A 13,566-nucleotide genomic window follows, 5' to 3' on the forward strand; every position below is an offset into this window, starting at 1 on the left:
CACCGCCACCCGCCCTGTGACCACCGTCACAGCGGAGAGCTGTCACGGGAACCGGTCCGCCGGCATCTCATGCCCGACCGGTCACCGAAGCGGGAGGGCGAGATGAAGGCAGTAGTGGTGGGCGCCGGATACGCGGGCACGTTCGCGGCGAACCGGCTCGCGAGGAAGGTGCGGACCGCCGAGATCACCGTGGTCAACCCGCGCCCCGAATTCGTGGAGCGCGTACGGCTGCACCAGCGGCTCGCGGGGACCGCCGCCGCGGCGGCCCCCCTCACCTCGATGCTCCGCCCGGGGATCACCTCCCGCATCGGTACCGCCGACAGGATCGGCGACGGCACCCTCACCCTCGAAGACGGTACGGGCATCGACTTCGACTACGCCTTCCTCGCCGTGGGCAGTACCGCCCGGCCGATGCCGGGAAGCGTCCCCGTCGGCACCTGGGAGGGAGCGGAGCAGGCCCGCGCGGGCCTCGCCGCACTGCCCGCGGGCAGCACGGTCACGGTGATCGGCGGCGGCGCGACGGGCATCGAGACGGCGGCCGAGGTGGCCGAGGCCAGGCCGGACCTCCGGGTGCGCATCGTCGGGTCCTCGGTCTCCGGGGGCTTCTCCGGCCGCGCGCACGAGCGGGTCCGGTCCGGACTGGCGGGGCTGGAGGTCGACATCGTGGACGACCGCGTCACGGAGGTCACCGACGGCGTCGTGCACCTCCGCTCGGGAGCGGCGCTCGCCTCCGACCTGACCCTGTGGGCGATCGTGTCGGGCGTCCCCGACCTCGCGGCCCGCAGCGGTCTGCGCGTGGATCCCGAAGGCCGCGCGCTCGTGGACCGGTACCTCCGCAGCGTCGACGACGAACGGATCTTCGCCGTGGGCGACTGCGCGGCCGTACCGGGCGCCCGCTTCGCCTGCGCACTCGCCGCGCCGCAGGCCGCCCACGCGGCCGACGCACTGGCCCTCCTGATCGAGGGCCGCAGGCCCGGGCCGTACGCGCCGCGCTACGTCGCCCGAGCCGTCACCCTCGGCCGGAAGAACGCGGTGGGCCAGTTCACCCGCCCCGACGACAGCCTCCGCCGGGCCCACTTCACCGGGCGCTCCGCGGCCGCGCTCAAGGAATTGGCGTCCCGCGCCGGCAAGTACGCCGCCCGCACGGGCACCGGCGCCTGAAGAAAGGAGTCCCGCACATGTCAGCGACGCAGGCGGCAGCCAACAAGGCGGCGTTCGGCCGCTTCCACGACGCCGTGAACACGGGCGACACCGAGCTCATCGCGCACACCATCGACGAGGTCTTCACCCCCGACGTGCTGTTCCACGCTCCGGTGCCGAACGGCGCGACGGGGGTACAGGCGCTCAAACAGGTGTGGACGGTCCTCCTGCGCGCCTTCCCCGACCTCCACGTCGCGGTCGAGGACGCGATCGCCGAAGGCGACAAGCTCGTTTTCAGGAACACGGTCACCGGGACCCACCGGGGTGACTACCGGGGCCTCCCGCCGACCGGCAGGCCGGTCAGGTACGCCGAGATCTTCGTCTTCCGCTTCACCGGCGGCAGGATCGCCGAGATCTGGGGGGTCGTCGACGTCCTCGCCCAACTACGACAGCTCGGCCGGATCCAGATCCCGTGATCCCCCGGAGGCCGCCTCGGCTCAGGCGGCCTCCTGCCGCGCGGCCGCCTTCCGTGTCCTCACCCCGACGACGACGAGCGCCAGCCCCACGGCGACGACCCGGAGGTAGGCGGAAGCCGACGGCCCCTGGGCCTGCAGACGCTCCGCAGCCCGCCCCTCCGGGGCCGCCGAGCCCTCTGGGGCCGCCCGGGCCCCGCCCGGCGGATCCGGCTGGTGTCCGCACGCCGGTCCCCACGTACGCGGGCACGGGACCCTCGCCATGATGGACCCATGACGCGCAGCGACGACGACCAGCACGCCGATTCGCCGGCGACAGCCCTGCTGAAGGACGTGGGGCGGAGACCATCCTCCTGTCGGAGGAGACCCGCCGTGAGGTGACCGCGGTCCTCGGCTGAGGTCTCGAGGCGTGTTGGCCCGGGCCGGGCACGCTGTGCTGCGACGATCTCCGTACGATCCGCGAGTGCTCAGGAGGAGCCATGTCCGTGATCTTGACGCTGGAGGCCGGCGGCGACCCCAAGGCACTGGAGCAGTACGCCCGGGCCAACAACGAGCAGTTCCGGGACGTCCTCGAAGCGGCGAAGCGCCACGGTCTCATCGCGCACCGCTTCTACGGCTCCGAGGACGGCAGCCGTCTGATGGTGCTGGACGAGTGGCCGGACCGGCAGAGCTTCGAGTCGTTCTTCCAGGAGCAGGACGCCGCGGTCCGCCCGGTGTTCGAGGCCGCAGGGGTGACGGCGCAGATCGAACCGAAGTTCTGGCGCGAGCTCTCGACCCAGGACGCCTACGGCTGGGGCGCCTGACCGAGCGGGCCCCGCACCGGCTCCCGTCGAACCGCCGCAACCGGACGCGCCCCTTGCGTACACCACCGACTGAGCCCGCCCAGCGCTCCCACCACCATGGGCGGGCCCTCTGCGCTGTCGAAGCACCTGACGACCCAGTCGCACCCGCCCAGTCGCACCCGCCCCGTCGCACCCGCCCTGCCGCACCCGCCACACCTGTAGATGCCGCTGTACCCGGGCGTGCCCCCATGACGACTGCGACGATCGCCGCCGAGCTGGAAGCGGCCAGCAAGGTCGGGGGGACCCGAAGGCCGACGAACTCGTCTCCTCCACCGGCCGCCTCTGCGGCGTCGAGGGTCCGGGCCGCCGGCTGTCGCAGTCCGCGCGCCCCTTCCTGGACATGGGCGACGAGAACGCCCCGCCGCTACGGGGTCACTGACGGGGATCCTCCTGCGGCGCAGCCATGACCAAGCCGGAGCTCACGGTTTCGTTGCCGATGCGTTGGAGATGGGCCCACCGGTCGAGATGTTCGCAGGCCCAGGCAGGGTCGTACGCCGCCGTGGGCAACTGCGGTATGCGCTTGTGGCCGGTCTCGTCGAGTCGATAGGGGACGTCGAAGGCCGCGTGCCAGCCTCCCAGATTCGCGGCAAAACGGCCTTCCGCTTCTGATGGATCGATGCCCAGGTACTGGGCGATCTCCCTCCAGGAGGCGCCTCGCTCGCGTTCGTAGATCACGGCTGAGGCCAGAGCGCGTTCCGCGAGTTCGATGAGCTGGTTTGCCTGGCTGACCCGGCCTCCGGGTCCGGTGTCAGGGTCGTTCTCGGTGGCCACCAGAGCGGCGGCGCCATCGGCGACATCCACGGCGTGATCGCACAGGACGAGGCGGGCCAGCGCCTGGCGGGTGAATCGGGCACGATCGGCGTCATACGGGGTCGTCTCAGTCACCCCCACAGCCTGGTCGGCCGTGGCCGCGGCGACTACCCGATTTCCGTCGGCGTCCGGCCTCCGCTTGACGGCTCAGCCGCATGAGGTGTCTTCGTACGCGTCAGCCGGACGTCCCGCGTCGAGCCCAGGAGGACCTGACGAGGACCAATCCGAGGAACATACACGGCGGTTACGGCTGGGTGGGCGGCACGGGCGCAGCGGCCCACGTCGTCCCGGTCACGGTGCGGTCACCACCCCGCTGACTCAGGCGGCAGCGCCGGGTCCGTGCCGGCACCGGTGATCAGAGAGTCCTGGCGGTCCGCGGCAGGCGCCTGACCCGCGCATCCCGCGCCCGTAGTCTTGCGGGGTCCAACTGCCCGGATGCTGGAGATGGCCGGGCCGCCCTCGCCGGGCCCCCGGCCGGGGTGAAGCGGGGCTGCCCGGCGTGCGGTGCCGTTCCCCGTGTCACCCCGACGACCCAGTCGGACCCCCGGCCGGGCTCCCAGGGCAAGGCCGTTCCGGTGCTACGGCTGAGGGGAGCCACGAGTCTCACCGGAGGGGGATCGGCTCGCCGTTTCCCGGGGTGGGCCTCAGGTGGCGGAGCCGGCGGCGGCGCCGGTGGCCAAGTCGGTGCCCCAGCGGGCGATGGCGGCCTCCAGGTCCAGCGGGCCCGTCTTCGGAGCCTCGCCGGGTGCCGCCCAACCCTCGCGCGGCACCCGCCACATCACCTCGAACTCGTTGCCGTCCGGGTCCTTGGCGTAGAAGGACAGGGAGCGGTGGTGGTCGGTGGCCCCGACCAGCGCCCCGCGCTCGCCGAGGACCCGGCCTATCTCGGCCAGCTCGCCCAGCGTGCCGACCTCCCAGGCCAGGTGGTACAGGCCGACCCGGCCCGGCTGCGGGCCGGGTGCGTCGGCGCCGATCGCGAACAGGCCGAGGTCGTGGTCGTTGGACGTTTCCTGGGCGCTGAGGAAGGCGGCCCGCCCGGGATACTCGGTGTCGACCTTGAAGCCCAGCACCTCGGTGTAGAACGCGGCCGAGGTCGCGACGTCGCGGACGTAGAGCACCGCGTGGTTGAGGCGGCGTACCGGCATCGGGCTTCTCCCTTGCAAAGTTCAAACTTGAACCGAATGACTTCGAAGATAGCGACTGTTTCGAATTTGAACAACTACCTGCGGGTGCGGCCACCCAGCGACAACGGCAGTCGGGGCCCCCGAACAGCAGTACCCCGCGGTCCCCGGGTCGGGGGCGAGGCGGGCTTGCGGGGACGCCACCTGACCTTCCACGCAGCGGAGCGCTCACGACGGCCGCCGCGGTCGGCCGCGCGCAGCCGTCTGGATTCAGGACCCGCGTCGGCCCAGGCACCGGCGCGGCTTCGCCCAGGGCAGAAGGCCACTCCCTTGGCCCCGCGCCCCGAATCCTTAGGGTGAGGGGGTGAGCACTCATACGCCGAACGAGTCCCGCGTCAACTCCCTGCGCCCGCAGGCCCCGTCGCCTGGTTCCGGAGGGGCGGCGGCCGCCCCTCGGCGACCCGCGGGGGGTGCTCCGAGGGAGCCTCTGTGGCGTGACCTCGTCGGCGACGTGCTGAGGCGCGAGCGGATCGCCCAGGAGCGCACACTGAAGGACGTCTCGGAGGCGGCCCGGATCTCGATGCCCTACCTGTCGGAGGTGGAGCGCGGACGCAAGGAGGCGTCCTCCGAGGTCCTCGCGGCCGCCGCCCGAGCCCTCGGGCTCGGCCTCGCCGACCTGCTGCTGCTCGCCGGTGACGAGCTGGCCCGGCACGCCCGGGGCAGGGTGGTCCGGGGCCGCCCGTCACCCACAGCGCAGTACGACGGCTTCTGCCTCGCCGCCTGACCGGACCGGACCGGACCGGGCCCACGGCCGGTAGGACGGGGCGTGCCCCCCCCCCGTCCTACCGGCGGGCTCGCCGGCCCCCGGCCACGGCCGCGCGCGCTCAGACGAACGCGAACCGTCGGCTCAGCACCTCGTCGGCGAGCCCGTAGGCCACGGCCTCCTCGGCGGTGAAGACCTTCTCCCGGTCCATGTCCGCGCGCAGCGTCGCCACGTCGTGCTGTGTGTGCCGGGACAGGACCTCCTCCACTTGCGAGCGGATGCGGGCCATCTCCTTGGCCGCGAGGCTGAGGTCGGAGACGGTCCCCTGCCGGCCGCCGCTGGCCGGCTGGCCGAGCAGCACCCGCGCGTGCCGGAGCACGAACCGTCGCCCGGGATCTCCGCCCGCCAGCAGCACCGCCGCCGTCGACGCCGCCTGACCGACGCAGAAGGTGGAGATCGGCGCCTGGACGAACGTCATCGTGTCGTAGATCGCCATCAGCGAAGTGAACGATCCGCCCGGTGAGTTGAGATAGATCGAGATCTCCTGCTCCGGGTTCGCCGACTCCAGATGAAGGAGCTGCGCGATGACCACGTTGGCGACCCCGTCGTCGATCTCCGTGCCGAGGAAGATGATCCGCTCGTTGAGCAGCCGGCTGAAGACGTCGTAGGACCGTTCGCCCTGTGCGGTCCGCTCGATCACGTAGGGAACCGTGTACGACCCCATGTCACAGCCCCGCCCGTCGGCGCGGCGTGGCCGGGCGGATGTCGGCGAGCGACTCCACCACCCGGTCCACCATCCCGTACTCCCTGGCCTGTTCGGCCGTGAACCAGCGGTCCCGGTCGCCGTCCCGCGCGATCGTCTCCTCGCTCTGCCCGGTGTGCCGGGCGGTGATCCGCTCGACGGCCTTCTTGGTGAACTGGAGGTTCTCCGCCTGGATCTCGATGTCCGCGGCGGTGCCTCCGATTCCCGCCGAGGGCTGGTGCATCATGATCCGCGCGTTCGGCAGCGCGAACCGCTTGCCGGGCGTCCCCACGGTGAGCAGGAACTGGCCCATGCTGGCGGCGAAGCCCATCGCCAGCGTCGAGACGTCGTTCGGGATGAGCCGCATCGTGTCGTAGATGGCGAGACCCGCGGTGACCGACCCGCCGGGGCTGTTGACGTACAGGCTGATGTCGGAGCGCGGGTCCTGCGCCGACAGCAGCAGCAGCTGCGTGCACACCCGGTTGGCCGACACCTCGTCGACCTGGGTGCCGAGGAGGACGATCCGGTGGTCGAGCAGCCTTGCCGCGAGGTGGTCGTCGAAGTGGCCGGGCGGTGTGCCGCCCTCCTCCGCGCGGGGCGCGAGCATGGTGAGGGGAGTCATCTCTTCTCCTTGTCGAGGCGGGGTGCCGTCGACTCCACTCTCGCCCCCGGGAACCCCCCGGATGCCGTTCCTCTGCCCCTGGCAGATCCGCCACGGGCGGACACGAGGTCACGGCCCTCGGACGCGGACCCGGTGTCGAAACCCCTGACGATCTCGCCGGGGTCGACCTCGGCGCCGGCGCGCACGTTGATCCCCCCTTGCGGATTCGGTCTGCGGTGCCGCGCTGGAGCTGATGGAAGCGGATCGTGTGGCTGTCGGTCGCGGCGCGCGCACCGCAGCGGCGGGTCGCTCAGGTCCGGGTCCGGGGACCAGCGGACCGGGAAGCAGCGGGTGGGTCGTTGTCCGTGCGGAGGATGTCCGCTGGGAGCAGGGCGTCGCCGAGGTCGGACTTCATCCGGGAAACGCGCCCGCAGGCGCCGGCTCGGCTGGGACGTGGCCGCACCCAGGGACCAGGTGCTACGCCTGCCGGAACTGACCTGCACCACCCGCCTTTTCCTGATCGAGTCCGTCCCGCCGCTGACCGCCGGGCACCGGCCGGCTCAGCGGCCGCGGAGTGGGTGTGCTCGGGGTGAACGGGTCGAGGGGCCCGGGAAGTCGGGGGACGGCTTCCCGGGCCGGTGCCGCTGTACCGCGGGGGAGCGGTATGCATGCCGTGCGACACCAGGAGGAACGATTCCCCACACGGAAGGTCACGGCAGCGCCGGCCTTACGACCTCGACGCCCCCAGGAGCGTCAAGGGTGGGCAGCGTGCCCGCAGGCCCGGCGAGCTGTGCAGGAAGGACGTGAAGCCGGGTGGTAGCCAGCCCCGGCGTGCCGCAGACCCGCCCCTTCTCCCTGCCTCGGCGGCCCGGCCACCCGTGGGCGCGGTCGTCTCGTCAAGTGTCGGTGGTCACGGGTGGGCGTGGAGGGTTGGCCGCCGTCCGCCGTGGGTCGGACCTCCACCCGCGAGGCCAGATAGATGGCGGACCAGCGGCCAGCCCCATCTCCCTATCCCCGCCTTTCCGTCTGGATCCGGGGCGCACGGTCACGGCTGGTGGGGGATGGTGTCGGTGACGTCGATGTCGATACCACCCCGCGGCCCAGCCCACATCGAGCGTGCAGGGCCCGCAGGTGTGGCGTTGTGCGTTGGCCACGAGCTCGTTGACGAGGACCAGCGCCGCGTCCTGCACGGCCGGCGGCGCCCGGTGCCCGCGGGCGCGGGCCGCCGCTCCGCTGCCTTCGCACGGGCAGTGTCGTTTGGAGGGGTCCGCCATCATCCCCTCCTCGAGCCGTGCGGCGGGCCGGCCACGGCGGAGGGCGACAGCCAGGGCCAGCGGCCCGGCGGCGAGCGCCGCCCAGGCCCCGATCCGGGCAAGACGCGGACCGCTCGTCGAGACGGTCCTGCCGTCCGGGACGGTCTCCGGACGGGAACGGCGCAGCGGCTGCGCGGTTGCGGCCTGCGGCGCTCGCCGTAGGCGGCGCGAGGGCCGGGGGACAGGGCTCATGAGAATGCCTTCCGTGGAGGTGCTCGTTCTTGCACCCCACGAAACGGCGGTCTTCTCACCGCCTGGCTCACCACTGCCAGCCCCCCGGCGTCACGGGAAGGAAACAGTGCTGCCGGTGAGACACCGGTGAGCTCGCGCCATCCAGTGAAACCTCCCCACCGCAGGTCAGAGCCCTGCCGACAGGACTTCACCGGTGACGAACCCGGTCCCGGTGACCTCACCAACCACCTCACCGCTCCCACCACCGCGGGCCGGCCGGGAGCCGATCCGGCGCGCGTGCGGCCGAAGCGGGTAACGGTGCGGCCGATCACCGGACCTTCTTCATCCCCCAGGGCGTCGTGCCGGACGGCGGATACCTTGGCAGTGCCGACTCGGCCACTGCGCGCCACCCCGGCCCGCGTCGACTGACCGCACCCCGAAGTGGAGGACCCATGTGCACCTGCGGAGCCCTGCCCGACCACGACGAGTGCTCAACTTGTACCGTCCCCCCAGCGTTCGCCGGCTCCCCGGCCGAGGACGAACCGCTTAGGCCGACCCCGACCCACACCTCGGCATACCCGGACGAGCCGCCCTTCTGAGAGGGAGTCGCACAGCGCACCGACCAGGTCGTGGTGCCGGCTCATCGGGGGAAGTCGCCGGTTCTCCTGACCGAGAGGCGTCGGTGCGCCCTCGTCGTGGCAGGCCCCGCGGTGGTGGCCTGGCGCCGCCGGCACCCAGACTTCCCCGCCCTGGCGGGCGGACGACGCCTTGTTGCTGTCGGAGTGCGGGCAGTTCGGACCGGGGGGCCGCTGCGCGTACGAGCCGGACGAAGCCGATGGCATCTACCCCACCCGGTTCGGGTGGAGGGGCGATGTCCCCTAACCCTGTGCTCCCGGCCCTTCCTGGTGAGGGTGCCGGCAGCCCGTGCCGATACGGCGTGCCCGGGTGAGACCTGCTGCCCAGGGATGTTGGGAGCAGTCCCACCGCCGGGCCGCCCCGACCGGTGCCGGCCACCCTGGTCACCGGTCCCGCAGGGCCCGCCCCAGGCGCACGAGCCCTTCAACCCGGGCCTCGAAAGCGGGGTCGTCCTCGCTCAGCTGCTGCCAGCGTCGTTCCCGCTCGGCCTGGTAGCCGGCGCGGGTGTTGTCCTCGTCGGCGGCGAGCCGGTCGGGGGTGGTGGCGAACTTCGCCGCTGCCCATTCTTCCCAGGCCAGCCAGCGCCCCTCACGCGGGCTGTACCAGCTGCCGGCCAGCCGGCCCAGGGCCCCGGTGTTCTCCAGCTCCCGGTACGTCGCCTCTGACATCCCCAGCTGGCGCCCCATCTGAGCCCTGCTGCGCCCGGTGAAGATCTGCAGGTGCCGCAGCGTCTCCCGCTCGACGGTGCACAGGTCGGCCGGGTTCACGCCGACGGCCTGGGCCAGCAGTACCAGCACGCCGGGCCGGGGGATGCGGGCCCCGGCCAGGTAGAGGCTCACGGCACGCTCACTCACCTGGGCGGTGCGCGCGATGTGGGGCACCGTCGCGCCTACGGCGTTCCGGGCGGCGCGGAAGCGGGCCGGACCGAAGCCGTAAGGGGTCTGGCTCACCCCCTTCACCTACCCGCCCCAGGCAAGGTTCGTTCACCCCTGAACAAACCTTCGGGCGCGGGGGCCCTGCGAAGGTCCGTTCAGGGGTGGACCAGGAAGGCCGGCGGTGAGTTCGGCGAGGGTGGGCGCCGACCTCCGCGGCCGCCGGGCGACGACGGTCTCCTGGCCGGTGAGGGTGCGGGCGGTGAAGGAGCCCGCGAAGTACTCGTCGCCGTCCTGATAGGTGATGAGGGTGGCGGCGGGGTAGTCGGCGGCGTACGCGATGGCGGACAGCAGCTGGTCGGCGCGGCCGGACACCTGCGTACCCCCGGAGTCGGGCCCGGGCAGGTCGAGGTGGAGAGGCTGGCGCATGCCGGTGAAGTGCAGGGCGAGGCCGCCGGAATCGGGCTCCACGGCCACCAGCCGGTCGGCTCGGATCCGCGCCTGGCAGGCTCCACCTGGTCACGTCGCGGGCGTACACCCGCGCGTAAGATCGGCCGGTCACACTTCATCGGAGAGGGGAGCGGTACACCACGTGCCCATCGAACGACTGCCCAGGATCGGGCTGTTGGCCGCGGCGGTCATCACTTGTGCCTCGCTGGCAGGCTGCGGCGGGACGCCCACCGTCGAGGACCATCCCGGCAACGCCGGGCTGCAGGGGCCGGAGAAGACCCGGCCCGCGGGCCGGGTGATGGTGCAGCCGGTGCTGGAGGCCGCTCTCCCCCAGGGCATCAACCTGCCCCAGCTCACAGGGAACGGCGGCGCCGCGGTCCACGCCTGGGACATGTCGAATCCGGCGATCTGCCAGTCGGAAACCTGGCTGGACGACGAGTGCGCCGACGCCCTCGCCCTGGGCACGAGCGGCCTGTCCGGCAGGAACGAGCGGATCGTCATCCGGTTGATGTCCTTCAACGACGAAGCCACGTCCAAGGCCCACTTCACCGGCCGGGGCACACCCGACGAGGTGGGGGCCAACCCGCCCGGTGACGCCATCGACGGCTACGAGCTGCCGGACGGGGCCGGGGGCTGGAAGGGGAAGGGCATCAGGGTCCGGCAGGGCGCGGTCATCGCGAAGATCGAGTACGCCTGGGCTCCGGGGTACGAGGTGCCGAACCGGGCGATGGACCTCGCCACCATGGTCGTGGACCGCCTCAAGCAGTCCGGGAGCGGCAAGAACCCGACCGCCTCACTCCGGTAGGCCCGAGCCGGAGGAGGCCGTTCCGCGCCGTCCCTCCCGATCGACGGGGACGGGGGCAGGGACGGCGCGGGAGGAGCTCGTCAGCCGGTGTGCTTCGTGCCGTCGAAGGAGTACGGCGCAGATGAAGATGGCGGCGAGGTGGAGTCCGGCGAGGTAGATGGTGGCGGTCTTGTCGTAGCGAGTGGCCAGGCCGCGCCAGGGCTCTGACACATCCCCTGCACGCCTTGCGCGACTGAGGGGGAAGCAGCGGGGGAGCTAGGAGGGGGATATTGAGGGGGACGCAAGAGGGGGAAACTGCCCGGGACGCCGACCTGATTCCGCACCTTGCATTTGCACTGGTCAGGCCCCCTTCTCGGTGGCGGTGACCGGCCAGACTTTATTTGAGTGGGGGAGGGAGTGGTTGGGGAGGGGGAGGTGATCGGCTTCTGCGGGGCGCCTGACGGATGGGCGGGACCGGAAGCGACCGGTGGGCTGTGATCACCTGCTAGCACATCTCCTTCTGGCCGCCCGTGGGCGGTCAGGCTGGGTGGCGTCGGGACGGTGCCGAGCCTGCGGGTCACATCCGACCGCGTCGCAGCGCAGTTCATCCTGGAGGGCCGGGAGCGGTACGGCGTGAAGGGTTCCTCGACCGGGGCCAGGGTCAATACCTTGGCGATTGGCTGGCGCTGGTATCGGCGGGTGGTCACGTTGCGTGCACGCCACCGATGGTCGGACGCGTCAGGGCTCCGTTGATTGCGTCGTTGATCTCCATGCACACGGGCCCGGTGAGCGAGTGGCATGTGGGCAGCGGTCTGCACTGAGCCTCCACCAACCTGAAATCGCAGGTCAAAGGGCTGGTGTGCACGGCTGTTGTGGGGCCCGCACCACGCCCGGCGGCAGCCGGTGCTTCCACTGCGACGGCACCGGCCGCACCCGCCCGCTGTGGGAGCCGGCGGCCGGGCAAGCCTGAGGTGACCCTGGGCAAGCCCCCTCGCGAAGAGGCTTGCCCAGAGGCCGGTTACGCCATCGCGGCGGCCACGGTCTCCAGGACGACGAGCTGCTCCGGGTCGACGGGGACGCCGTCGGCCTGGCGCAGCGAGCGGAGCGTGGTCCCGTCGGCGCACAGCCTGCACAGCCCGGTCAGAGGGAACGGGGTGGCGCCGATGAGGGTGTGCGAGGAGGAGCTGTCGTAGACGGGCCGGTAGCAGCCGGGGCACGGCAGGCAGTCATCTACTTCGTCCCCGGGCGCGGAGTCCGGGCCGAGCAGCGGCACGATCCGCAGAAGGTTCTCCCCGGCCTCGGCCCACAGCGCCATCGGCCGCTCGGCGGACCGCTCGAAGACGACGTCGTCGCCGTCCGGGCCGTCGCTGGTGCGGACGCGGGCCAGGGTGCCGACGCCTTGCTCGGGGTGGTTCGGGAGGAACGCCAGGACGGTCCTGGTGCCGGGCTCCTCGGTGACGCTGTAGAGGTGCCCGCGGCCGGCCTTCATGGCCGTGCCCATCTCGGTCAGGCCCTGGCCCTCGTCGTCGTTGCGCAGCCGCAGCTGCCACGACGCCGGGGCGCCGTCGATCTCGGCGGGGAGGAGGTGATCACGATGCCGTTGCCGGACTGGCGGACGTCCAGGTGCACCATCCCCAGGACGGAGTGGAACGCGGTGCCGAACCACTCCGTGGACGGCCGGACGCTGTTCTCGCGGCGCGGCTTGTGCTGCTTGTGACGTCCCATGCCCTGCCTCGCAGACGTGACCTCGTGAACGGGCCGGTCGGTCCGCTCCACCCCCAACCGGTCACCCGGCACCCCAGGTACGCCGCCGGGCCGGCCTTCCCCCCCGGCCCGCCTGGGCAAGCCCTGCTGTGCCTCGCAGCGATAGTTGTCACCGCCGGTGGCGTTCGGCTTGGGGTGCGCACCGGATTCTCAGCGCCTTGTCCGCGATAGCCGGACGAAGAGGTCTGCCCCGTGTCCGGGGGTTGGCGGCGCCGCAGGGGTACATGTACCGGTATGGCTCGTGAACGGATCCGGTGGCCCCTCGTCGTGGAGCGCGCATCACGTGCGGGGTGCCGGGACGCAGCTCCGGCCCATAGTCCCACGTCGCTCGTCCTGCCGGGTCGGCGCCCATGGACCAGGTGAGTTCGTAGATGCCGGAGGCGCGCTGGACGCGCTTGACTGGTGGAGTACGTACGGGTTCGATCGCGGCCACGTGATGCGTTGAAGCCCTATTTCAGCTGGTAGATCGGGGTGCTGGGCTCGTTCACTCGATGGCGTGAGATCTCCGCAGTAACTCGCAGGCCGCCACCCCTTGGTGTTGTCGGTTCCACGGGGGTGCGCAGGGCGGGGAGGGGGAGATCAGGTGACCGTCCTCCGCACCGGTTCCGGACTGGTCAGCCGGAGATCTCCTTGCGGCCGGAGCCGGCACCGATGGAGACCTTGCGGGGCTTGGCGCGCTCCGCGATCGGGATGCGCAGGGTGAGAACGCCGGCGTCGTAGTCGGCCTGGATGCACTCGGTGTCGAGGGTGTCGGCGAGCATGATCTGGCGGGAGAAGACGCCCAGCGGCCGCTCGGACAGCTCCATCTTCACGTCGCCGGCCTTGGCCGTCGGCCGTCGCTCGGCCTTGACGGTCAACCTGTTCCGCTCGACGTCGATGTCGATCGCGTCCGCGGCCACGCCGGGACATCGAAGGACACCACGTACTCGTCACCCTCGCGGTAGGCGTCCATCGGCATCACCGAAGGCTTCGACCAGGTACCCGGACCCACCAGCTGCTGCGCCATCCGGTCCAGCTCACGGAAGGGGTCAGGGCGCATCAACATCGTGAAACACCTCCAGCAGGTTCGAACGGTTGCTGCCAA

13 protein-coding genes and 1 pseudogene are annotated in these 13,566 nt (G+C 71.9%); 5 read left to right on the forward strand and 9 right to left on the reverse strand.

Annotation, left to right across the window (positions count from 1 at the left end):
- The first annotated feature begins 102 nt into the window (after positions 1-102).
- The 3 genes from ACIRBY_RS16180 (at position 103) to ACIRBY_RS16190 (ending at position 2,416) form a co-directional block, all read left to right on the forward strand.
- The gene (locus ACIRBY_RS16180) at positions 103-1,161 is read left to right on the forward strand and encodes an NAD(P)/FAD-dependent oxidoreductase (protein ID WP_403901031.1); all 1,059 of its coding nucleotides are present in this window, start codon (positions 103-105) and stop codon (positions 1,159-1,161) included.
- Positions 1,162-1,178: 17 nt separating this feature from the next.
- A complete protein-coding gene (locus ACIRBY_RS16185; protein WP_403901032.1) occupies positions 1,179-1,616 on the forward strand; it encodes an ester cyclase in 438 nt (145 codons plus the stop codon).
- A gap of 476 nt (positions 1,617-2,092) precedes the next feature.
- The gene (locus ACIRBY_RS16190) at positions 2,093-2,416 is read left to right on the forward strand and encodes a hypothetical protein (RefSeq protein WP_403901033.1); all 324 of its coding nucleotides are present in this window, start codon (positions 2,093-2,095) and stop codon (positions 2,414-2,416) included.
- Positions 2,417-2,827: 411 nt separating this feature from the next.
- On the opposite strand, the gene ACIRBY_RS16195 is transcribed toward ACIRBY_RS16190, so the two are convergent.
- The gene (locus ACIRBY_RS16195; protein ID WP_403901034.1) at positions 2,828-3,340 is read right to left on the reverse strand and encodes a hypothetical protein; all 513 of its coding nucleotides are present in this window, start codon (positions 3,338-3,340) and stop codon (positions 2,828-2,830) included.
- A gap of 569 nt (positions 3,341-3,909) precedes the next feature.
- Positions 3,910-4,410, reverse strand: a complete 501-nt coding sequence (locus ACIRBY_RS16200) for a VOC family protein (protein WP_403901035.1) — start codon at positions 4,408-4,410, stop codon at positions 3,910-3,912.
- 340 nt (positions 4,411-4,750) lie between these two features.
- Between ACIRBY_RS16200 and ACIRBY_RS16205 the strand changes: the two genes are divergently transcribed.
- Positions 4,751-5,170 carry a helix-turn-helix domain-containing protein gene (locus ACIRBY_RS16205; protein WP_403901036.1) on the forward strand — a complete coding sequence of 140 codons (420 nt, stop codon included), beginning with the start codon at positions 4,751-4,753 and terminating at the stop codon, positions 5,168-5,170.
- A 100-nt stretch (positions 5,171-5,270) separates the two neighbouring features.
- On the opposite strand, the gene ACIRBY_RS16210 is transcribed toward ACIRBY_RS16205, so the two are convergent.
- The 4 genes from ACIRBY_RS16210 to ACIRBY_RS16225 all read right to left on the reverse strand — a co-directional run bounded on the left by ACIRBY_RS16210 (position 5,271) and on the right by ACIRBY_RS16225 (position 9,955).
- Positions 5,271-5,873, reverse strand: coding sequence for a ClpP family protease (locus tag ACIRBY_RS16210; RefSeq protein ID WP_403901037.1), 603 nt, complete (start codon positions 5,871-5,873; stop codon positions 5,271-5,273).
- A gap of 1 nt (position 5,874) precedes the next feature.
- Complete coding sequence (locus tag ACIRBY_RS16215) at positions 5,875-6,513, reverse strand: ClpP family protease (RefSeq protein WP_403901038.1); 639 nt, start codon at positions 6,511-6,513, stop codon at positions 5,875-5,877.
- Between the two features lie 2,482 nt (positions 6,514-8,995).
- Positions 8,996-9,562: a helix-turn-helix domain-containing protein gene (locus ACIRBY_RS16220; RefSeq protein WP_403901039.1), complete on the reverse strand. Its 567-nt coding sequence runs from the start codon at positions 9,560-9,562 to the stop codon at positions 8,996-8,998.
- A gap of 33 nt (positions 9,563-9,595) precedes the next feature.
- Positions 9,596-9,955, reverse strand: coding sequence for a hypothetical protein (locus ACIRBY_RS16225; RefSeq protein ID WP_403901040.1), 360 nt, complete (start codon positions 9,953-9,955; stop codon positions 9,596-9,598).
- Positions 9,956-10,076: 121 nt separating this feature from the next.
- Here ACIRBY_RS16225 and ACIRBY_RS16230 point away from each other — a divergent pair, with 121 nt between their 5' ends.
- Entirely contained in the window at positions 10,077-10,739 is a 663-nt protein-coding gene (locus ACIRBY_RS16230; protein ID WP_403901041.1) for a hypothetical protein, read from the forward strand.
- A 997-nt stretch (positions 10,740-11,736) separates the two neighbouring features.
- Here the strand turns inward: ACIRBY_RS16230 and ACIRBY_RS16235 are convergent.
- The 3 genes and pseudogenes from ACIRBY_RS16235 to ACIRBY_RS16245 form a co-directional block, all read right to left on the reverse strand.
- Positions 11,737-12,219, reverse strand: a complete 483-nt coding sequence (locus ACIRBY_RS16235) for a hypothetical protein (protein ID WP_403901042.1) — start codon at positions 12,217-12,219, stop codon at positions 11,737-11,739.
- A 5-nt stretch (positions 12,220-12,224) separates the two neighbouring features.
- Positions 12,225-12,443 (reverse strand): hypothetical protein, encoded by a 219-nt coding sequence (locus ACIRBY_RS16240; protein ID WP_403901043.1) that lies wholly within the window; start codon positions 12,441-12,443, stop codon positions 12,225-12,227.
- A gap of 653 nt (positions 12,444-13,096) precedes the next feature.
- A pseudogene (locus ACIRBY_RS16245) lies at positions 13,097-13,527 on the reverse strand (Hsp20/alpha crystallin family protein).
- Positions 13,528-13,566: the final 39 nt, after the last annotated feature.

Source organism: Streptomyces sp. NPDC096136, from assembly GCF_044763325.1.
Classification (GTDB): domain Bacteria; phylum Actinomycetota; class Actinomycetes; order Streptomycetales; family Streptomycetaceae; genus Streptomyces.

Coding starts and splice junctions, on each gene's coding strand:
- ACIRBY_RS16180 (WP_403901031.1), top strand. CDS start 103: ATGAAGGCAGTAGTGGTGGGCGCCGGATACGCGGGCACGTTCGCGGCG.
- ACIRBY_RS16185 (WP_403901032.1), top strand. CDS start 1,179: ATGTCAGCGACGCAGGCGGCAGCCAACAAGGCGGCGTTCGGCCGCTTC.
- ACIRBY_RS16190 (WP_403901033.1), top strand. CDS start 2,093: ATGTCCGTGATCTTGACGCTGGAGGCCGGCGGCGACCCCAAGGCACTG.
- ACIRBY_RS16200 (WP_403901035.1), bottom strand. CDS start 4,410: ATGCCGGTACGCCGCCTCAACCACGCGGTGCTCTACGTCCGCGACGTC.
- ACIRBY_RS16210 (WP_403901037.1), bottom strand. CDS start 5,873: ATGGGGTCGTACACGGTTCCCTACGTGATCGAGCGGACCGCACAGGGC.
- ACIRBY_RS16215 (WP_403901038.1), bottom strand. CDS start 6,513: ATGACTCCCCTCACCATGCTCGCGCCCCGCGCGGAGGAGGGCGGCACA.
- ACIRBY_RS16235 (WP_403901042.1), bottom strand. CDS start 12,219: ATGGGCACGGCCATGAAGGCCGGCCGCGGGCACCTCTACAGCGTCACC.
- ACIRBY_RS16240 (WP_403901043.1), bottom strand. CDS start 12,443: ATGGGACGTCACAAGCAGCACAAGCCGCGCCGCGAGAACAGCGTCCGG.